This is a genomic window from Rothia sp. HMSC065C03 (assembly GCF_001837295.1).
GTDB lineage: Bacteria > Actinomycetota > Actinomycetes > Actinomycetales > Micrococcaceae > Rothia.
Map to the genome: position 1 here is coordinate 177,408 of NZ_KV832006.1, position 19,862 is coordinate 197,269.

Annotated in this window: 14 protein-coding genes; 10 read left to right on the plus strand and 4 right to left on the minus strand. The window is 63.8% G+C overall.

Annotated features, from left to right (window positions below):
- The first annotated feature begins 67 nt into the window (after positions 1-67).
- The gene (locus HMPREF2605_RS06475; RefSeq protein WP_246828175.1) at positions 68-4,057 is read left to right on the plus strand and encodes a thiol reductant ABC exporter subunit CydD/CydC; all 3,990 of its coding nucleotides are present in this window, start codon (positions 68-70) and stop codon (positions 4,055-4,057) included.
- A gap of 230 nt (positions 4,058-4,287) precedes the next feature.
- Here HMPREF2605_RS06475 and HMPREF2605_RS06480 read toward each other — a convergent pair whose 3' ends face one another.
- Entirely contained in the window at positions 4,288-6,813 is a 2,526-nt protein-coding gene (locus HMPREF2605_RS06480) for a DNA gyrase/topoisomerase IV subunit A (protein WP_070847457.1), read from the minus strand.
- A gap of 286 nt (positions 6,814-7,099) precedes the next feature.
- On the opposite strand from HMPREF2605_RS06480, the gene HMPREF2605_RS06485 reads away from it, so the two are divergent.
- Entirely contained in the window at positions 7,100-7,693 is a 594-nt protein-coding gene (locus tag HMPREF2605_RS06485) for a DUF5998 family protein (protein WP_005506389.1), read from the plus strand.
- 81 nt (positions 7,694-7,774) lie between these two features.
- Entirely contained in the window at positions 7,775-9,055 is a 1,281-nt protein-coding gene (locus HMPREF2605_RS06490) for an alkaline phosphatase family protein (RefSeq protein WP_070847460.1), read from the plus strand.
- Between the two features lie 127 nt (positions 9,056-9,182).
- Here the strand turns inward: HMPREF2605_RS06490 and sepH are convergent, their stop codons facing one another.
- Positions 9,183-10,355: a septation protein SepH gene (gene sepH / locus HMPREF2605_RS06495; RefSeq protein WP_210401042.1), complete on the minus strand. Its 1,173-nt coding sequence runs from the start codon at positions 10,353-10,355 to the stop codon at positions 9,183-9,185.
- A gap of 326 nt (positions 10,356-10,681) precedes the next feature.
- On the opposite strand from sepH, the gene HMPREF2605_RS06500 reads away from it, so the two are divergent.
- From HMPREF2605_RS06500 to HMPREF2605_RS06520, 5 genes are all read left to right on the plus strand, one after another.
- Positions 10,682-10,981, plus strand: coding sequence for a DUF4193 domain-containing protein (locus HMPREF2605_RS06500; protein WP_005506382.1), 300 nt, complete (start codon positions 10,682-10,684; stop codon positions 10,979-10,981).
- 244 nt (positions 10,982-11,225) lie between these two features.
- Positions 11,226-11,672: a dUTP diphosphatase gene (dut, locus tag HMPREF2605_RS06505; protein WP_049354821.1), complete on the plus strand. Its 447-nt coding sequence runs from the start codon at positions 11,226-11,228 to the stop codon at positions 11,670-11,672.
- 79 nt (positions 11,673-11,751) lie between these two features.
- Entirely contained in the window at positions 11,752-12,546 is a 795-nt protein-coding gene (locus HMPREF2605_RS06510; protein WP_070847464.1) for a DUF3710 domain-containing protein, read from the plus strand.
- Positions 12,546-13,085 (plus strand): asparaginase, encoded by a 540-nt coding sequence (locus HMPREF2605_RS06515; RefSeq protein ID WP_049326956.1) that lies wholly within the window; start codon positions 12,546-12,548, stop codon positions 13,083-13,085. The genes HMPREF2605_RS06510 and HMPREF2605_RS06515 overlap by 1 nt, the downstream gene beginning before the upstream one ends.
- Positions 13,075-13,881, plus strand: coding sequence for a DUF3159 domain-containing protein (locus tag HMPREF2605_RS06520; protein WP_070847465.1), 807 nt, complete (start codon positions 13,075-13,077; stop codon positions 13,879-13,881). The genes HMPREF2605_RS06515 and HMPREF2605_RS06520 overlap by 11 nt, the downstream gene beginning before the upstream one ends.
- Before the next feature lie 127 nt (positions 13,882-14,008).
- On the opposite strand, the gene HMPREF2605_RS06525 is transcribed toward HMPREF2605_RS06520, so the two are convergent.
- The gene (locus tag HMPREF2605_RS06525) at positions 14,009-14,662 is read right to left on the minus strand and encodes a potassium channel family protein (RefSeq protein WP_005506372.1); all 654 of its coding nucleotides are present in this window, start codon (positions 14,660-14,662) and stop codon (positions 14,009-14,011) included.
- Positions 14,663-15,529 (minus strand): potassium channel family protein, encoded by an 867-nt coding sequence (locus tag HMPREF2605_RS06530; protein WP_070847467.1) that lies wholly within the window; start codon positions 15,527-15,529, stop codon positions 14,663-14,665. It abuts the gene before it with no gap.
- 193 nt (positions 15,530-15,722) lie between these two features.
- Here HMPREF2605_RS06530 and HMPREF2605_RS06535 point away from each other — a divergent pair, with 193 nt between their 5' ends.
- Both HMPREF2605_RS06535 and HMPREF2605_RS06540 read left to right on the plus strand, forming a co-directional pair.
- The gene (locus HMPREF2605_RS06535; protein ID WP_070847469.1) at positions 15,723-17,864 is read left to right on the plus strand and encodes an APC family permease; all 2,142 of its coding nucleotides are present in this window, start codon (positions 15,723-15,725) and stop codon (positions 17,862-17,864) included.
- Positions 17,865-18,104: 240 nt separating this feature from the next.
- Positions 18,105-19,757, plus strand: a complete 1,653-nt coding sequence (locus HMPREF2605_RS06540) for a class I SAM-dependent RNA methyltransferase (protein WP_070847471.1) — start codon at positions 18,105-18,107, stop codon at positions 19,755-19,757.
- Positions 19,758-19,862 lie beyond the last annotated feature (105 nt).

Consider the following 19,862-nt stretch of genomic DNA (forward strand, 5'->3'; position numbering starts at 1 on the left):
ACAACACGTGAGTCGAACGCACACACCGCGCCACGCTGACAAACATCAGAACACAGAGGCACCAGAGGTGGCCGAAGGAAAGCGCAACGACCGCGCTGACCGTCGCCCGCCTCTGGGCCCTGACGCCCGTAAAACCCTCAGCACGTTCGGCATTATTACCGCCGTGCACACCCTCGCGACGGTGCTTTTCAGCGCCGCCCTGGCTGTGATTATTGCCCGCGCGGCACACGCCGGATTCGCCGCTGTCGCAGCCGAACACGCGCGCCTCAAAGAGACTAGCGCGCCGGACGTGTACCGCGCTTACGTTGAGTTCGCCGGCTCCGCGCAGGCACAGCTGGAGGCGCACGGCGGCTGGTTGCTCGGCCTCGGCGGCATCTTTGGTGACGGTGACGCCATCACCCCCGGCCTGATCGCGGTCGCCGTCATTGCGCTGCTTGTCCGCTCGGGCACCGACTACCTGCTGGCTGTGAGCGCGCAGCGTGCCGCCTCCGGAGCGAAGTCTCAAATTCGTTCCGCGCTGCTCAAGCGTGTGCTCGCCACCGGTGGCGCGGACACCCCCGAGGGTACCGGCGCGACCGCTGTGCTGCTGTCCCGCGGCCTGAACGCCCTGGATGACTACTACACCAAGACCCTGACCGCGTTCGTGTCCACCGCGATTGTGCCGTTCATCCTCTGGGTTGTTGTGGCGGCCCTAGACTGGATGAGCGCCATGGTGCTTGCCTGCACCCTGCCGCTTATTCCGGTGTTCATGATTCTGATTGGTAAGAACACCCGCGACGAAACCGCAGAAGCTCAGGCTGAACTGCACCGCCTCTCCGACCATATTCTGGAGCTGGTGCGCGGCCTGCCCGTCATTATCGGTCTGGGCCGTGAACGTGCACAGACCCGCTCCATGAACGCCCTCGGCCAGCGTTACCGTGAACGCACCATGCAGACTTTGCGTAGCGCCTTCATGTCTTCGCTCGCCCTGGAGCTCATCACCACCATTTCGGTGGCGCTGATTGCTGTGCTGATTGGTGTGCGCCTGGTCAACGGTACCCTGGGCCTGGACACCGCAATTCTTGTACTACTGCTGGCTCCCGAATGCTACCAGCCGCTGCGTGATGTGGGTGCCGCCTACCACCAGTCGGAGGACGGCGTTGCCGCCCTGCGTAGCGCCCAGAAGATTATTGATGCGCCCCTGCCCGCCGCCGCTGCGGACTCGAATGCGCAGGATTCGTCTGCACAGGATCCGGCAGCGCAGAAGGGCCAGCCTTCCACCATCGCCGTTAAGGACCTGTCGGTGAGCTACCCGGCGCGTCCTGCCGTGCTGACTAACCTGTCCCTGAACCTGGACCGTCGCGTTGGCAACACCCAGACTGAAACCGCCCAGGACGCACGCGGTGCAGTTATCGGCGTGATGGGTGAGTCCGGCTGCGGTAAGTCCACCCTGCTGAACGTGTTCTCCGGTGCCGTGCGCGAGGGTCTGGTGCCCACCGGCTCGGAGGAGCCCGTGCACCTGACCGGTAGCGTGACCGGTCTGGGAACCACCCTGGTTATTCCGCAGTCGCCGGTCTTCACCGCACCGACCGTGCAGACCGAAATGGCGCTCTACGCACTCAGCGCTACCGAGGCGGAGCGTGAGCGTGCAGCCGCTCTGCTCGGTGAAGCGATGGACTCCAAGAAGCTGTCCATCACCGATGCCGAGTCTGCGCTGCTGGTTGGCCCGCTGGTTCAGCTGGGCATGGAGAAGCTGACCGCCCTTGAACCCGGTGCCCTCAGTGCTGGTCAGGCGCGCCGCCTCGCCGTGGCACGTACCCTGGCTCGTGCCGAGGCTATCTACCGTGCCGGCGGTGAGCAGACCGTGCTGACCGTCCTGGTGGATGAGCCGACCGCGCACCTGGACGCCTACTCGGCATACCTGGTGACCCGCGCCCTGCACCGCCTGGCGGAACTTGGCGCAACCGTTCTGATCGTGACCCACGAGCAGGAGCTCGCCGCTGGCTGCGATATCCTCGTTCGTGCCGTGCAGACCGCCCAGGGCTACACATGGACCGCCGAGGCGAATACCGCCCGCGTTGCGGTTCCCGCGCAAGCCCCCGCGCACCTGCTCAAGGACAGGGAAGAGTACGAGGCTGAAAGCACTGCCCCGGCGGGCGCCTCCGCAGCTGCCGAGGTCAAGGAAGCCGAGCCTGCCGGCCTGTTCGCAAGCCTGCGCACCCTGAAGGAACTGACCGGTATCGGTGTTCGCGCCGCAACCGGCCCGGTCATCATGGCTGCGATTACTTCCCTGATGGCTGCGGCACTGACCGCGCTGTCCGGCTGGCTGATTGTTCGCGCCGCTGAGGGCCCGGCAATGATGTACCTGATGGTCGCCATTGTGGGCGTGCGTTTCTTCGGCCTGGGTCGTGCCTGCGCCCGCTACGCTGAGCGTCTGATGACCCACTCGAAGGTTCTTGCCGCCGCAAATATTCTGCGTCTGCGCGCCTGGGTTGGTGCATGGCAGAGCGTGAGCAGCGTGCGTGCCCTGCTGCGTGGTGACGCGCTGCTCGAACGCCTCGTGGGCGGTATTGATGAGCTGCGCGACGGCGTGCCACGCGTTATTATTCCGCCGGCTGCGCACCTGCTGGTCATGACCGCGGCGCTGATTACAACCGCGTGCATTCTGCCGCAGGCTCTGATTCCGGTCCTGCTTGCCGTGCTGGTTAGTACTTTTGTGGCTCCGTGGATTGTACTTCGCGCCGATGCCCGTGCGGAGGCGCTGGCTCGCCGCTCCACCGCGCAGATGCTGCGCCTGGGTACCGGCATGCTCTCGGCGGCTGAGGACCTGCGCGCTAACGGCGTGGCAACCACCGCTGAGAAGGCTAACGGCGCTCTGGACGCCGAGAACCTGTCCGCCCTGCAGAAGGGCTCGACCGCTCAGGGCGTGGGTCGTACCCTCGTGACTCTGAGCTGGTTCGGTGCGGCTCTGGCGAGCGCAGTCATTGCGTACCCGCTGGCTGTTGACGGCACCGTGCGTGCCCCCGAAGCGGCGATTGTGGTGCTGCTGTGCACCGGCATGCTGGAAAGCTCCCTGGGCCATGTTGAGGCGGTCCGCTCCTGGCCCGCGTTCAGCCGCCTGCTCGCTACGATTGCCCCGAGTGTGCGTGACGTATCCCTGGAGGGCGTTGTTGCGACCTCGACCCTGAAGCGTTCCGTGCCGACCGAGGCTGAGGTGGACACCCACGTTCTGCCGCGTCGTGTTGAGCGTCTGCGTGCCCGCGCGGAGGCTGAGATGGAGGAGCTGCTGGAGGCTGACCGTCAGCGTGCTCAGCGTTTTGCTCGCCCCGAATCTGCGGCTGGTTCTAAGAGCGATACCCCGCGCCCGCCGAAGCCCGGCGAACCCACCCTGGTCAGCTGCGGTACCCCGCAGGAACTCGGCGTGAAAGTCACCGAACCCGCCCTGAGCCTGCAGGACGCTGCCGCCCGCTGGCCCGGCATGGATCACCCGGTCTTCACCGACCTGAACATGAACGCCCGCGCGGGCTCCTGGACTGCGGTGACCGGCCCCTCCGGTTCCGGTAAGTCTACCGTGCTTGCAACCGTTCTGGGCTTCTTGCCGCTGGAGTCCGGCCGCGTGCTGGCTTCCGGCGAGGTCCTGGAAGGTGAGCAGCTGCGCGGCTACGCGGCGTGGTGCCCGCAGGCGGCTCACATTTTCGAGTCGACCCTTGAGGGTAACCTGATGCTGGCTCGTGACCGTTCGGATCGCCCGAGCGAGGAAGAGCTGATTGAGGTTCTGCGCCGTGTGGGTCTGGGCGAGTGGTTTGACGCTCTGCCTCAGGGCCTGCGCACCCCGGTGGGTGCTGGCGGTTCCTTCCTTTCCGGCGGTCAGCGCCAGCGTCTGGCGGTGGCTCGTGCCCTGCTGGTGAACTCGCCGGTGCTGCTGCTGGATGAGCCGACCGCGCACCTGGACGCTGAATCTGCCCGCGCGCTGATGGCTGACCTGGATGCGGCGACCCGCTCCAGCTCCGTGGCTACGGTTCTGGTGTCGCACCGTCCTGAGGATATTGCCCGCTGCGATGAAGTGGTTCGCCTCTAGCAGTTGCGCTCTATCAGGCTACGGGGCGCGCCGATGATGTGCCCCGGAATGGCACCTCAGAAAAACGCCCCTAGAAAAACATAGTGTGCATGGGAATGCCCCGGTACTTCACGAAAGTACCGGGGCATTTCTGCATTTGGAGTTGTGGCGATTTAGCTACCGTCTGGTGGCTCAATCGGTCGTTGAGCGGCGGGTAGTGGCGCCGCCACGAAAGGCAGTGAACCGCGCGCCTAGAAGAGCTTTTCACCCTCCGGGCTAACCGCCAGCGCCGCGGAAACAGCCGCATAGTTCGGGCCCACAATACCGATGCTCTGGGTCAGCATCACGCCGGAACCGTCGCGGGCACCGTGCTCAGTCGGCAGGGAACGAGCCACACCGCCGGAGGACGCCGCCTTCGCCGGGCCCACGCCCACCCATGCCAGAGCCAGCTGGCTCTCACCGGTGAGGAAGCGGTGCGCACGCACGCCACCGGTTGCGCGGCCCTTCTGCGGGTACTCGGCCAGGGCGGTGACCTTGGCGCTCGCCAGGCCGTCCTTGCCGTTGGTGACGGTCACGACCTCCGCCGCGTCGCCGGGCGCGGTCACGCCCAGGGCAATCACGCGGTCGCCGTCGGCAAGCTTGATGCCTGCGATACCGCCGCCGGTGCGTCCCTGCGGGCGGACCTTCGCAGCGTCGAAAGTCAGCAGCTTCGCATCGCGGGTGACAAAGGTGAGCACCGCATCGTCGGTGGGGCAGGGGGCGGCGGCCACGATTTCGTCGCCGTCCTTGAGCTTCATGATGTCCCACTCGGTCTGGTTCAGCGGGTAGTCGGGGTTCACGCGCTTGATGACGCCGCCCGCGGTTGCCAGCGCCAGCACCGTGTTCAGCGGTACGAGGGCGACCAGCTTCTCACCCTTGGCGAGCTGAACCAGCTCGGTTGCCTTCACTGCCGAGGCCATGGAGGGGGTGCCGCCGTTCTCGTCCAGCACCGCAATGTCCATGACGGACAGACGCACCATGCGTCCTGCGGAGGTCACGGCACCGATCTCGCCGCGCGCGGTGGTCGGCACAATCGAGGTGAACACGTCGTGCTTGAAACGCTTGCCGGGATCCACGAGCGCCTCGCGGATGGGTTTGCCGGGGGTTCGTCCCATCATGCCGGAGGCGGAGAGCAACACCCAGCACGGGTCGTCCGCGATTTCGAGGGCGAGACCCAGGCTCTTCTTCGCCTTGGATTGCGCGGTAACTGCCTCAATGGCGACCTGCATCTCGTCCTTGGTTTTGAGCTGGGTGCGGCGGTCGGTGCCGTAGCGTTCGGCGACCTCTGCGAGCTCCTCGGAGACCAGTTCGCGCAGCGCCGCATCGGAACCGAGGATACGCTGCAGCTCCGCGATTTCCTGCTGCAGGGTGTCGCGTTCTGCTTCCAACTCCAGGCGGGAGTACTTGGTGAGCTGGCGCAGACGCAGCTCCAGAATGTGGTTCGCCTGGGTGTCGGTCAGGTCGAAGACGACCTTCAGCTTTTCGCGTGCCTGAGCGGTCTCGTCAGACTCACGGATGATCTGGATGACCTCGTCAATGTCGAGGATCGCCACGAGCAGGCCCTCCACCAGGTGCAGGCGGTCGGTGCGCTTGCCCAGGCGGAATTCGGTGCGGCGGCGGACCACGTTCAGGCGGTGATCAATGTACACGCGCATCAGGTCGAGCAGACCGAGGGTCTGCGGCTGACCGTCCACGAGCGCCACGTTGTTAATGCCGAAGGAATCCTCAAGCGGAGTGTGCTTGTAGAGGGCGGCGAGCACCGCCTCCGGGTTGAAGCCGTTCTTAATTTCGATGACGAGGCGCAGACCGTTGGTGCGGTCGGTCAGGTCGACCACGTCGGAGATGCCGGTGAGCTTCTTGGAGTTGACGCCGTCCTTGATCTTTTCTATGACCTTTTCGGGGCCGACCATGTACGGCAGTTCGGTGACGACAATACCCTGCTTGCGGGGGCTGACCTGCTCGATGGAGACCTTCGCACGGGTCTTGAAGGTGCCGCGGCCGGTTTCGTAGGCATCACGGATGCCTCCCAGACCCACGATGGTGCCGCCGGTAGGCAGGTCGGGGCCGGGGATGAACTTCATGATGTCTTTGAGGGTCGCCTCGGGGTGGGCGATGAGATGGCGGGTACCGGCGATGACCTCGCGCAGGTTGTGCGGCGCCATATTGGTCGCCATGCCGACCGCGATGCCGGTGGTGCCGTTGACGAGCAGATTAGGGAACGCTGCGGGCAGCACGGAGGGCTGCATGAACTGGTTGTCGTAGTTCGGTACGAAGTCAACCACGTCTTCTTCGAGGTCCGCGGTGAGTGCCTGCGCGGCGGGCGCCATGCGTGCTTCGGTGTATCGGGCGGCTGCCGGGCCGTCGTCGAGGGAGCCGAAGTTACCGTGACCGTCAACGAGGGGCAGGCGCAGCGCGAAGGGCTGGGCGAGGCGCACCATCGCGTCGTAGATGGCGGCGTCGCCGTGCGGGTGGAGCTTACCCATGACCTCGCCGGTCACGCGGGCGCTCTTGACGTGGCCCTTATCGGGGCGCAGACCCATCTGCTGCATCATGTAGAGGATGCGGCGCTGCACGGGCTTGAGGCCGTCGCGGGCGTCGGGGAGGGCGCGCGAATAAATCACCGAGTAGGAGTATTCCAGGAAGCTGGTTTCCATCTCGGCGGATACGTCGATGTCGACGATATTCTCTACCACATCCACCGGGTAGTCGCTGACGGCGGATTTGGATCGGCGAGCCATATATCTCCTCGTGTCGGTGTGTTTTCGCTCCTCCTATTTTAGCGGGTGGTAGCGGATCAGACGGGCTGGTTGGTCGGCGTCATCTGTGGGGTGCGCCAAGGCGGTTGCGGGGCAGTAACCGAAGCATACCGGGGGATTGCACACCGTCATATGAGCCTGTATTAGCGTGGTCAAGTAGCACAGCCCGGCTGGAACCCTCTAAGGTAGAGGGGAGTAATACCTAACCGCCCTCATCGTGTGCGCCGACCGACGTCGCCTCATGAGGGCACAGCACGAAAGAGGTACGATGTACGCCACCACCCCCGAACGCGAGCAACTGGTCGCAGACATTAAGCATGCCGGTTTCTACCCCGACCTCGTGCTGGAAGTGGTGGATGACGCGCTAGCGGGCATGAACCCGGACGCGCACTTCGTACAGCACGAAACCCACTTCTCGCGCGATGATTTTCACCGCCACATCACCGTGATGGTGCTCTGCGGCGAGCACGTCATCTTTGCGCACCTGGACGACCAGCACCTCGAGGGTGACGCGCAGGGTACCGTGGCGCATGTGAGCGTGGAGGCGGTGCACCTGAGCGCCCTGAACGCGGTCACCATCAGCTACGGTTTCAGCCAGCCGCAGGCGTACAACGCCGGTAGCACCGCCCCGACTGAGATTTCCTTCCAGATCGCGTGGACCGGTTCGCTGCACATGGAGCTGGCTCCCGCCGGCTGCCAGGATCCGCAGTGCAACGCCGACCACGGCTTCACCGGCGATGCGCGCCGCGAGGACATTGCGGTGCGTGTTTCTGCGACTGCTGACGGCCCGGAGTCGGTTCAGCGTGCGCAGCATTTTGCGCGTGCCCTGCACCGCGCCCGCATGTACGCAACCCGCCGATAAGCACCGGCATCGCGCGCCTGCCCCCACGGCGCTCGCGATTAGCGCTCGCCACACCCTGAGACACACACCCGAGAGGAACCTATGACGGCCCCGTCCCGCACCGAACAGCCCACCCTGCACGATGTTCTGGGCGCGCCGTTGCCTCCCGCGCCCGCCTACGGTAGCAATAGCATCGCCGATGTGCTGGAGTCCGCCTCCTCTCTGGTGGCTCAGCGAAGCCTGGCGCGCCCCGCGCACGCCCTGGATTCTGACCCGGCGTTCAACTCTGTTGCCGACCCGCTGAACCTTGCCGGTCGCCTCGCGGAGCAGGATGTTGATCCGGTGTCTTTCCGTCACGCCTGCGTGGTCATGGTGGACGGCCTGGGTGAGCAGCTGCTCAATAGCTACAGCGGCTACGCGCCCGCCCTGCGTAAGACCCTGAACCTGGGCCCGCTGGACGCCGCGTTCCCCACCACGACCGCCGCCTCCCTGACCTCGTTGGGCACCGGCACGGCACCCGGCGCGCACGGCATTGCCGGCTACGAGGTGCGCAACCCGGCAGGTAATGGGGGAGCGGGCTCGGTCATGAACCACCTGTCCGGCTGGGATCAGACGGTGGACCCGCACGCCTGGCAGCCGCTGCCGACCGTGCTGGAACGCCACCATACGAACCGCCGCGTGCTCACCATTTCGCTGGGTAAGTACCGCGGTACCGGCCTGACGGAGGCGGCGCTGCGTGGCGGCGACTTCGTGGATGCTGTCGGCTATAACGCCCGCGTCACCTACGCCCTGGAGGCGCTCTCCAGCCGCACCCCGACCACCGTGTACCTGTACTGGGGCGAGATTGACGCGGCGGGCCACCGCTACGGCGTGGGTAGCGACGAATGGCTACAGCAGCTGGAGGAACTGAACTCGGCGCTGAAGCGTCTGGCGGAGCGCGCCCCGGCGTGGGCGGCACTCTTCGTGACCGCCGATCACGGCATGGTGAACGTGCCCGAGCACCAGCGCATCGACTACTCTGGCGTGGAGGAGCTGACCCGCAACATCGCGATGACCGCCGGTGAACCGCGCGCCGTGCACCTGTACCTGGAAGACACCTCGGAGGCGGCACGTACCGCCACCGCTCAGCGTTGGGCGCAGTACTGGGGCGAGCGCGCCTGGGTGATTGACTCTCGCGAGCTGATGCGCGCCGGCTATTTCGGCCCGGTCATCACGGATGCGGCGCGCGGCCGCGTTGGCGACCTGATGGTGTGCGCTCGCGATGACTGGGCGCTGTACGATATGCGCCACTATCAGGAGCGTGCCCTGCACATGGTTGGCCAGCACGGTTCGCTCACGGACGCGGAACGTCTGGTGCCGTTGCGCATGCTCAAGACTTTCTAAAGTACTAGTCTTCTAAAACCCAGAGGGCATAAAAAACCGCTGGTTATTCGGGTGAATAACCAGCGGTTTTCGTATGTCTAGATGCTCTCGTCTCGATGCCCCTATCGGGCAGCGCGAGGGCGGTCGCTTACTTGCGGCTGCCGAAGATGATGTCGTCCCACGCCGGAACGCTTACACGCTGCTTCTTCGAGGAGGAGGACTTGGGCTTCTCCTCAGCAGGTTCTTCAGCAGCTTCTGCGGGTGCGGACTCTGCCGGTGCCTCAGCCGCCGATGCCTCAGCAGTCTCTGCGGCGGGTGCGTGTTCGCTGTAGTCTTCCGGTGCCGGATGCGCCGCGGGGGTGTGTGCGGCGGGTGCGCCGGTCAGCGGGCCTCGTGCAGATGCGGCCTCGGCGGGTGCCGGAGCTACGGGTGCTGCAGCCTTCGGTGCCTCTGCCGGTGCAGCCGGGGTAGCGGGAGCAGCCGGTGCTGCAGGCTCAGCGGGCTGAGCGGACTCGCGGTGCACGAACACCTCGGGCTCCTCAACCTGTGCGGGGCGCACCGAGCGGGCGCGCTCCAGAAGCTCCTTGAGCTTACGCTCATCAGCGCTCTCAGAAGAAGTAAGGGGTGCCGGTACGGGCTCGGGTGCCTTCGGCAAGCGGGCGGGAGGAACCTCCACGGGAGCCTTCTTCGCGGCGGCGGCAACAGCGTCCTCACTGTTGCCCATCAGGAAGTATGCCGCCTCATTCGAAGCGTACAGGCCCTGGTTCGCGGGGTTGTACACCCAGCGTGCGGGGAAGACGACCTGCGCGGGCAGGTTCTGACGCACCGAATCCTTCAGCGCAATATCAACTTCAACGCGCCACTGGCCGTTCTCCTGCTGGCGGGTGGTCCAGTCCTGGGTTGCCTCCTCAAAACCGTAACGTTCGGAGACTTCCTCAATGCGGGCGCTCAGAGTCACCGGAATCTGTGCGGTACCCGAAGCGGAGCTGCGGCGACCAATCTTCACGCTCTGAGCCGCACGAATAATGTGGGCACGCTCAGCAACGATCGGCCACTCGTAGCGGCGCACGCGCTCCGGCTCCCAGCCGGACTCTTCAGCGATTTCCTCAACGGAGGCACCCTGACGGAAACGGGTCTGAATATCACGCGGGCCGTAAGTGCCCTTAGCGCCCAGACCGCGGGCAGGCTGAATACGGCGAGCCTTGGTGATGCTCGTGCGCAGGTTCGCGTCAATCGGCAGCAAGAAGCGGGTGCCGTCAGCAGACTCAAGCACCAGATTTTCGCCGTCATCGTGAACGCCAATCAGACGCAGTTCAAGCATGAGAACCTCCATAGGTGAACCGGACGCGTTCGTGAATGTGTTGCACGGAACGCAAACTACCTTCCAGGGTACCGTGAAAGCGCGGTAAATCAGTAGCGGAGGCGGGATTTTCCCCAAAAAAAGATGTACTTTTCGGACCGAAAAAGCTAGAATGTGACGCCTAAACAGTCCAAAGCCTACCCAGGATTAGACAAATAGGGTGCCAATGGTGAACAATACCTGGCATGCCGTCGGGGTTAAATCCTCACCAGCGGCACCTAGAGCACTCATTAAACCAGCGTGGCCTAGTTCAACACACAGCCACAGAACCAACGGAGCGTGAAAGTTTGGCAACTGATTACGATGCACCTCGCAAGCAGGACGAAGAGCAGAACGAAGAGTCCTACGAGGAGCTGAACGCCCGCCGTTCCGAGATGCAGTCCGGTGCGGTGGACGAAGACGAAAACAGCGCAGCAGAAAGCTTCGAGCTGCCCGGTGCTGACCTCTCCAACGAGGAGCTGAACGTTGTTGTTCTGCCCGCTCAGGACGACGAGTTCACCTGCGCATCCTGCTTCCTGGTGCGCCACCGCTCGCAGATTGCGCGCGAAGAGGGCGGCCTGTCCTACTGCATCGAGTGCGAGGGCTAAAACTTTAGGGAAGGGATAACACCCACCCGACATACACCTCATGACGGGGCGAGTGCCGAGTGCACCCGCCCCGTTGAGTATGTGAAAGCCGCGCGCACACACACAAACAGCGCCGCGTCGTACCCAGCACGGCACGCCGCGGCACGTGCTGAACGCGAACACGCACCCCAAACACCCCGCAGTAGAGCCTCAACACAGCGCGAGGTAATGGCACAGACACCCGCGAAAGGTTAGAGTATTGACCATGATGACCCCCGTAAACGTCCACATTAAGCTGCTCGACCCCGAGCTGCCCGCACCCGCTTACGCAAAGCCCGGCGACGCTGGCGCTGACCTGCGCTCCCGCATCGACTTCGAACTGGAGCCGGGCGAACGCGCCCTGGTACCCACCGGCGTGGCAATCGCCCTGCCCGAAGGCTACGTTGGCCTGGTGCACCCGCGCTCCGGCCTGGCGACCAAGAACGGTATCACCATTGTGAACGCGCCCGGCACCGTTGATTCCGGCTACCGCGGCGAGCTGATGGTCACCCTGCTCAACACTGACAAGACCAAGTCCTTCCACGTGCAGCGCGGCGACCGCATCGCCCAGCTGATCATTCAGAAGTACGAGCACGCAACCTTTACCGTGGTGGACGAACTGGATCAGACCGAACGCGGCTCCAGCGGCTTCGGCTCCAGCGGAATCCACTAGTCTGCTCTCACCGCGAAACGGCACGAGAGAAGAGAAGAACCCCCCCCCGCACCCTGCGTGCGGTGAAAGTAGGAATACCATGTTCGGATTTGGTAAGAAGAAGCGCGCCGAGGAGGCTGAAAAGGCCGCCATCGACAAGGCTGTCGCCGAAGAGGTCGAAGAGACCAACGTCGAGGTTGAGGAGCTGAAGGAAGAGGAGAACTCTCCCGAGGTCATTAAGTACGACCGCGTCAACGGCCCCCACGACATTGAAGAAGTCACCGCCGAAGACCTCGAAGACTACGTCGACCTGGGCGCGTTGCGCATCAAGTTGCTCGACGGCATGAACCTGCGCCTCGAAACTGACGACGCAACCGGCGCGGTTATCGCCGCAACCATCACCCGCGACGGCGCAACCCTGCAGGTGCAGGCATTCGCCGCACCGCGCACCACCGGCATCTGGGACGACATCCGTCATGACCTGACCGAGTCCGTCGCATCCCAGGGCGGCATCGTCGAAATCTACGCCGGCGTATTCGGTGCCGAGATGCTCACCCGCCTGCCCGCCGTCACCCCGGACGGTCAGCCCGGCGAGCGCATCGCCCGCTTCGTGGGCGTGGACGGCCCCCGCTGGTTCCTGCGCGGCGTCATCTCTGGCGCGGCTGTGCTCGGTGACGATAAGGCTGCCGCCTCCGTGGAGGAAGTCTTCCGCACCGTCGTGGTGGACCGTGGCGACGACCCGCGCCCGCCGCGCGAGCTGCTGCCCATGACTCTGCCCGCCGACCTGGTCGTTGCGGCTGAGGAAGAGCCCGCCGTGGAGGAAGAAACCGAGAACGAGCACAGCAAGCTGCGCCCGATGCCTCGCCGCGGCCCTGAGATTACCGAGATTGGCTAATGCCTGAGTTCTCGAACTACCCGAGTGCGCTCGCGGTTCCTGAGAAGCAGATTCTTGCTCCCGGGTACCCCGAGCGCTTTCGCGTACGCCTTGCCGGACGCGTGGAGCAGGTATGGCTACCTGCGCTGCAGGATAAGCCGATGTACCGTGCCGAGCTGGTGGTGGCTAAGTCGAAGCCCCTGCAGTGGTCGAGCCCGCTGGCGCTGATTGGTATGCCGATTGTGGAGCCGCCCGGTGAGGACTTCGAGGAGGAATCCGAGGACCCCGAGAAGCAGCACCATCTGAACACGGCGTCTTTGGCGACCGTGGCGGTGCAGGAGCCTCACGAGGTGTCTTTCCCGCCGTATGCGCCGTTCAACCCGGGGGATAGGGTGCTGCTGAAGTGGCAGGGGCAGCAGATGGTGCCCGGCGTGCTTGCCGGTGCGTTGTTGCGCTGTTCCGGTGTGGTATCGGTGAGGGCTCATCAGCCGGTGATTTATAACCCGCGCTATGAGATCGTGCCGCAATTCTTTGCTGAGAAGGGAAAACATGAGCGCTGAGCAGTCTTCGACCCAGCCCGATCCGAACGCTAACCCCGCAACTAGCTCTGAAACTGGCCCTGCGGGGGAGGAGAACCAGCTCGCGCAGAGCCTGAGCGCCTCCATGGGTGCGAATATGCGCCGCACCGCCAACGGTGATGTGGATATTTTGCACGCTATCGGCGGCTGGCGCGGCCTGGTGGAATCCTCCCTGCCCGCTGTGGCGTTCCTGGTGCTGTTCACCGTGACGAAGGAACTGAACCTGTCCCTGATTGCGGCGTTGGCTGCGGCGGGCGTGTTCACGCTGATTCGTCTGGTGCAGGGCTCTAAGCTGGTGAGTGCGCTGACCGGTCTGGTGGGCGTGGCGATTTGTGCGTTTGCCGCGTACCGTACCGGTAATGCGAGCGACTACTTTGTGGTGGGCTTCTGGACGAACGGCGTGTACATCCTGGCGTATCTGCTGTCGATGCTGGCGCGTTGGCCGCTGATGGGTCTGATTTTCGCGGTCATTCGCGGTGAGGCGCTGAGCTGGCGCCAGAACCCGGTGCGCCTGCGCCAGTACATGCTGGCGACCTGGATTATTACCGTGCTGATGATGCTGCGCCTTGCCGTGCAGGTGCCCCTGTATTTTGCGAATAATGTGGAGGCGCTGGGCGCGACCCGCCTGATTATGGGTCTGCCGCTGTACGCTTTGGGCGTGTGGCTGGCGTGGCGTGTGTCGGCTCCCGAGGAGGCGCCGGTGAGCGAGGACCCCGAGGCGCTGGATGCTGAAGAAACTGAGGTGCCCGGAGAGTCTGAAAGCTCCAAGAACCGCTAAATCACAGCCCGCAACTTCGTGAAATAGCTTCATAAAAGTAAGCGAAAGCCCCGGTACCCGTGACCGGGGCTTTCGCCTCCTCAAAAACTTACGTATAAACGCTATGCAAAAGCTTGCGCATAAACGCTTAGGCGAACAGCGCGCGGATCTGATCCTCACCGGCAATGGTCGTGATGAAGAACAGCTCGTCGCCGCCCTCAATCGCCACGTCGGCACTGGGCGGGATTGGCGCGCCGTCACGCAGGATCGCGGTGAGCACCGTATCGACGGGCCACTGCACGTGGTCCACGCGGTAACCGATGACGGGGTGGTCATCCGGCACGGTGTACTCGGCGAGGGTCGCGCCGCCAGCCTGCAGGGTCAGCAGGCGCACCACGTCGCCGACTTCCACGGCTTCCTCGACGAGGGCGGTCATCAGACGCGGGGTGGACACGGCAACGTCCACGCCCCAGGAGTCGTCAAAGAGCCACTCATTACGCGGGTTGTTCACACGCGCCACGGTACGCGGCACACCAAACTCACTGCGAACCAGCAGGGAGACCATCAGGTTTGCCTTATCGTCACCGGTTGCGGCAACGACCACGTCCGCCTTGTTCGGGTGCACCTGGCGCAGTACGGACAGCTCGCAGGCGTCACCTATATGCCAGCGCACGCCGGGCAGATCGGCACGCTTCTTGACTTCGGGCTTGGAGTCGATGATGGTCACGTCGTGGCCGTTCATCATGAGTTCTTTAGCGATGGAGGCACCCACGGAGCCAGCACCAACAATGAGGACCTTCACTTACTTCTCACCTTTCGAGGAATCACGATGGCGGCCGATGAGTTCGAGGGGGTCGGGCAGCTCCGGGGGAGTGTCACCGAGGTGGAATTCATGCTCGGCAACGGGTGCGTCGTTGTGCTTCTGTTCAGCGGGTTTCTTCGGGGCGTGGGGGTGCTTGCGGTGGCCCGAGGCGGGGGCGTAGTTCGCCTCCACTTCTTCGTCTTCAACGCGCGGCGGACGGGAGAGAATACGGGTTACGTCCGCAACGTCGTCGGTGCGCATCATGACGTGCACACTATCGCCCTGCTGGTAGGCGGAATCGGGGCGGGGGAGCATGCCCTCACCAAAGCGGGTGATGTAGGCGATGCGCACCCCGGCGGCACGTTCGATACTGGTCAGGGCGTGACCCGCCCAGCCGTCGTCGAGCGGAATTTCGGTGAGCATGAGGCGGCCCGAGGGTTCGCGGAAGTCGCCCTTGAGCGCCTGCTCGGGTAGCAGGCGGCGCAGCACCTGGTCGGTGGACCAACGCACCGAAGCGACCGTGGGAATACCCATGCGCTGGAAGAACTCGGCGCGGTTCGGGTCGTACACACGCGCCACAACGTTCTTCACCTTGAACATTTCGCGTGCCACACGGGCGGCAATAATATTCGAGTTATCGCCCGAAGAGACCGCGGCAAAAGCGTACGCCTCGGTAATACCGGCACGCTTGAGGGTGTCCTCATCAAAACCGACACCGGTCACCAGGCGGCCCTCAAAGCCCTTACGCAGCGGCTGGAAAGCACGTTCGTCCTGGTCAATGACGGCGACCGTATGCCCCGAAGCTTCCAGAGTGCGCGCCAGCATGACGCCCACGCGTCCGGCACCCATAATGACGAAGTGAGGCATACATCCCTCCGAGTGTTGATGTTTTACGGTGATAAGGCGTTACCGCCTACCTCTACCAGTGTAATGGGCGGGTGAGCCTCCACGCCGATGCTCCGTGATATTCCGCTCGCAATGCCCACTATTCGGCTGAATAAAATTGAGCTTTGAAGCCGCGACCGATAGCCTTAACAGCGTGAGGAATCGTTGGGATAGGATGCGCATCGCCCTGATCGGTCAGCCGGTCAGCACGCGAAATCTTTCGGCAGTCGCGCTGCCGAAGCGCTACGCCCTGCCTCTTTTCGGTGCTGACGGCATTTCTTCGGTCGCCTACGCCGCCGACCAGATGATTCTGACCCTTGCCGCTGCGGGTGCGTCTGCGCTCGCTTTTTCACCCTGGATCGGTTTGGGTGTGGCGATGGTCGGTCTGCTGGTGATTGGCACGTACCGGTACAACATCAACCAGATTGCTTCCGAGGGCGATATTCAGCTGGTGCACCGCAAGCTGGGTGCGCTGCCCTCGATCGTGATGGGTGCATCCTCGCTGATGGACTATATGCTCACGGTGGCGGTGTCTATGTCTTCGGCGTCCTCGTTTTTGGTGGCGCTGTACCCGCAGATTCAGGATTGGCGCACCCTCATTGCGGTGTTGCTCATTGTTGCCCTGACGCTGTTTGCGTTGCGTGGCGTGCAGCTGCTGGGAAAGATTGCGTACTGGCCGCTGTACGTTTTCTTGGCGCTGTTGGGGGTCACTCTCATCGTGGGTTGGGTTCGTGCCGCCACGGGTACGCTGCCGCTGGCTGAATCAGCGACCTACGTGATTGCCCCTGAGCTGGAGACCCATTCGCTTGAGGGCCTGGCGCTGGTGCTACTTCTGGCGCGTTCGTTCTCTGCTGGCTTGGTGGCGTTCTCGGGTGTTTCTACGATCTCTAATTCGGTGAAGTATTTCCGCCGCCCGAAGAAATATAACGCGGCGGTCACCATGATGCTGATGGGCCTGATCACCTCGGTCCTGCTGGTGAGCCTGCTCGGTTTTGCGGCGGCAACCCGCGTTCACATGGTGCACGATACGACCCGTTTCTTGTTCATTGACGGGCACACGCCGGGGGAGTACTTCCACCAGAAGCCTGCGCTGTACCAGGTGGCGTTGGCAATTTATCAGGGTGTGCCGTTCTTCGCGCAGCTGCTGGTTTTTGCCACGGTGGGCGTGCTGATTATTGCCTCGCTGACCGCGTTTACGGGCTTCCCGGTGATTGCTTCGTCGCTGGCCGACTACCAGTACCTACCAGTGTTCTTCCGCAGCGTGGATTCGCGCGGCCTGTACGCGAACGGTGTGCTGGCGCTGTCTGCGATTTCGATTTTCCTCACCACCGTTTTTAATTCGGACGTGTATTCGCTGATTCAGCTGTACATCGTGGGCATGTGCCTGTCCATGGTGCTGGTTCAGCTGGCGGTGGTGCGCTACCGCATGCGTCTGCTGCGCATCACCCTGGCGCAGATGCCGCGCCGCGCCCTGCTGCGCGATATTGCGGTCTCTGCGGTGGGCGTGATGGTGACCGCCGCGGTGCTGGTCACCGTCGTGGTGACGAAGTTCGCCGCCGGTGCGTGGCTCTCCCTTGGAATGATTGCCCTGATGGTTGGAGGTATGGTTGTGACTCGCCGCCACTACGATGCGGTGGATGCCGCCCTGGACATCCCCCTGAACGCTGAATCCGTTGCGGATGTGGCGGCCCTGCCTTCGCGTGTGCACGCCATCGTGTACGTGGAGCGTGTGCGCCGCCCGGCGGTTCGCGCCCTCTCGTATGCGCGTGCCGGTCGCCCCTCCACGATTGAGGCGCTGACTGTTAACAACGACCGCGCCGCCCTGGAGGTCGTGAAGAAGCGCTGGTACGCCCTGGGCATTCCGGTGCCGCTGTCGGTGATTGATTCGCCGTACCGTGACACCGTGGAGGCGGTCGTCTCGTATATTCGCCGCCGCCGCAAGAAGTCGCCCCGCGATATTTTGGTGGTGTACCTGCCCGAGTTCGTGGTGGAGCACTGGTGGCAGCGTCTTCTGCACCGCCGCACGGTGCGCCGCCTCAAGCAGGCGCTTCTGCACGAGCCGGGCGTCATGACCGCGACTGTGCCGTGGGCGATGCACGAGGACGAAGTGTACGACGAAATTTTTGATCAGCGCCTGCAAGGTAAAGAAACTGCCAACGATTCGACCGCAGAGGCTGACGGTTCTACGGCGGCAGTCGCTCCGAACGTGACCCGTTCTGCCGGTGGTGGCCGCGAACTGTTTCAGAGTAACCGCCACGCCGTGTACCGCGGTCGCCTGCACGAGGCGGATGCCGTGGCGCGTGAGAAGAAGCACTAGCCGTAACGTTTGCCCGGCGCTCAGCATAATTGCCCTGCGCCCAGCATAATTGCCCGGCGCCCAGCATGATTGCCCGGCACCCCGCCCGGGGTCTGTAACTCGTTCAAATAACCCCGCATAGCGCCTGGACTTTGCCCTTTACGTCCTATTCGGTGCCCCCTGCGGGGCGTCGGAATCGGAGTAAAGGTACAAACCGGTGTAAAATAATTCACATTAAGTGATTCTTTAGGAGACAATGCTGTGACTCACCCTGCTACCACGCCTGCCGCCTCCAACAATGTAGACGGATACAGCGTCGGGCAGACCCTCACCGTCACCTGTGAGGCACCCGCGCACGGCGGCGCTTTCGTAGCGCGCACCGAACAGGGCGTCATCTTCGTGCGTCACGGCATCGTCGGCGAACAGGCAGAAGTGCGCATCACCGCAATCGGCCCCAAGCGCCGCTTCTACTTCGCGGATGTTATCTCCGTACCCGTACCCTCCCTGGCACGCCGTGCCCACCCCTGGATTCAGGCGGATGCGCTCGCCACCGACGAGGAACGCGCCGCCGCCACCGGCGTACCCGAACTGCTCGGCGGCATGGAGTACGGCCACATCAACCTGGATGAGCAGCGACGCTACAAGACCGATATCGTCCGCACCCAAATCAACCGACTGGGCGGCCTGCCCCTTGAATCGCCCCTGCTGACCAACCTCATCGTTGAAGAGCTTCCCCTGCGCGATAACAACGAGGGCCTGTCCTGGCGTACCCGAGTGCGCTACAACGTGACCAAGGTCCGCGCGCACGATAGCGAAGAGAAGAACAGCGAGCAGAAGAACGGCGGCAAGAAGAACCCTGCCGTCACCTGGCGCATCGGCATGCACCCGTACCGCGCCTCCCAGCCCGTACCGGTCGTCGACTTTCCCCTTGCCGCCACCGAGCTACGCAACCTGCAGCTTGAGAAGCTGAACCTGCGCGGCGTACGTGAGGTTGAGGCGACCGTCTCCTCCCGCGGCAGGGTCCTGCTGCAGTTCATTGTTGACCCGCGCTTCTCCATCGAAGAGGTCGCCAAGGACATCGAACAGCAGGCATCCGACGCCTGGGGTCTGCTCGCCAAGCGCAAGATTTCGCTGTTCTTCACCCCGCAGTCCACCTCCAACGGCAAGCCCAAGCGCCGCCGCCCCGGCTCCTCCCACAGCCCCTACCGCCGCGTACCCGAAGGCGACCAGCTGCTCGGCGCAGGCCTGCGATCCGTCACCGAAGAAGTCACCTTCGGCTCCCGCCGCTTCAGCTACCAGGTATCTGCTGGCGGCTTCTGGCAGATTCACCGCGCCGCCCCCTCCACCATGGTCGGCACCATGCTCACCATGCTCCGCCCGCAGGAAGGCGAATGCACCCTGGACCTGTACGCCGGCGCGGGCCTGTTCACCGCCGCGCTCGCGGACGCCGTGGGCTCAACGGGTACTGTCGTCAGCATTGAGGGCTCCCCGGTGACCCATAAGGATGCCCGTTCGAACTTCGCGCCGGATGGTTGCTCCCGCACCGAGAACTCGGCGGACACCCGTATTGAGGTGATTCGCGGTGACGTGGCGCGCCACCTGGTCGATTTGAAGACCGCCCTTGAGTTCGGTGAAATCCCCGCTATCGATGCGGTAGTTCTTGACCCGTCCCGTGAGGGCGCGAACCGCACCACCCTGGAACGCCTGGATGCGCTGGACCCCAAGCGTATTCTGTACGTGGCGTGCGACCCGGCAGCCCTGGGCCGTGACACCGGTATTTTGCGTGAGCTGGGTTGGGATATGGTGCAGCTTCGGGCGTTTGATATGTACCCGAATACGCATCATGTGGAGTCTGTGGCGCTGTTTGAGCGTGCCCCGGCGAAGCCTCGTCCGCGTCGCCGCCGCACCAAGTAGCGCAGCACTAGCCGTACGTAGATAACCACCGTGTTGGGCTGGCTGGACTGTTCACCAGCCAGCCCACTAGGGGTTATTTCAGGCCGTTTTCACTCAACCCGGTGC

What these genes read in the sequence shown, in the direction of transcription:
- HMPREF2605_RS06480 (WP_070847457.1), bottom strand. Translation starts at nt 6,813, where the DNA reads ATGGCTCGCCGATCCAAATCCGCCGTCAGCGACTACCCGGTGGATGTG.
- HMPREF2605_RS06485 (WP_005506389.1), top strand. Translation starts at nt 7,100, where the DNA reads ATGTACGCCACCACCCCCGAACGCGAGCAACTGGTCGCAGACATTAAG.
- HMPREF2605_RS06490 (WP_070847460.1), top strand. Translation starts at nt 7,775, where the DNA reads ATGACGGCCCCGTCCCGCACCGAACAGCCCACCCTGCACGATGTTCTG.
- sepH (WP_210401042.1), bottom strand. Translation starts at nt 10,355, where the DNA reads ATGCTTGAACTGCGTCTGATTGGCGTTCACGATGACGGCGAAAATCTG.
- dut (WP_049354821.1), top strand. Translation starts at nt 11,226, where the DNA reads ATGATGACCCCCGTAAACGTCCACATTAAGCTGCTCGACCCCGAGCTG.
- HMPREF2605_RS06510 (WP_070847464.1), top strand. Translation starts at nt 11,752, where the DNA reads ATGTTCGGATTTGGTAAGAAGAAGCGCGCCGAGGAGGCTGAAAAGGCC.
- HMPREF2605_RS06515 (WP_049326956.1), top strand. Translation starts at nt 12,546, where the DNA reads ATGCCTGAGTTCTCGAACTACCCGAGTGCGCTCGCGGTTCCTGAGAAG.
- HMPREF2605_RS06520 (WP_070847465.1), top strand. Translation starts at nt 13,075, where the DNA reads ATGAGCGCTGAGCAGTCTTCGACCCAGCCCGATCCGAACGCTAACCCC.
- HMPREF2605_RS06530 (WP_070847467.1), bottom strand. Translation starts at nt 15,529, where the DNA reads ATGCCTCACTTCGTCATTATGGGTGCCGGACGCGTGGGCGTCATGCTG.
- HMPREF2605_RS06535 (WP_070847469.1), top strand. Translation starts at nt 15,723, where the DNA reads ATGCGCATCGCCCTGATCGGTCAGCCGGTCAGCACGCGAAATCTTTCG.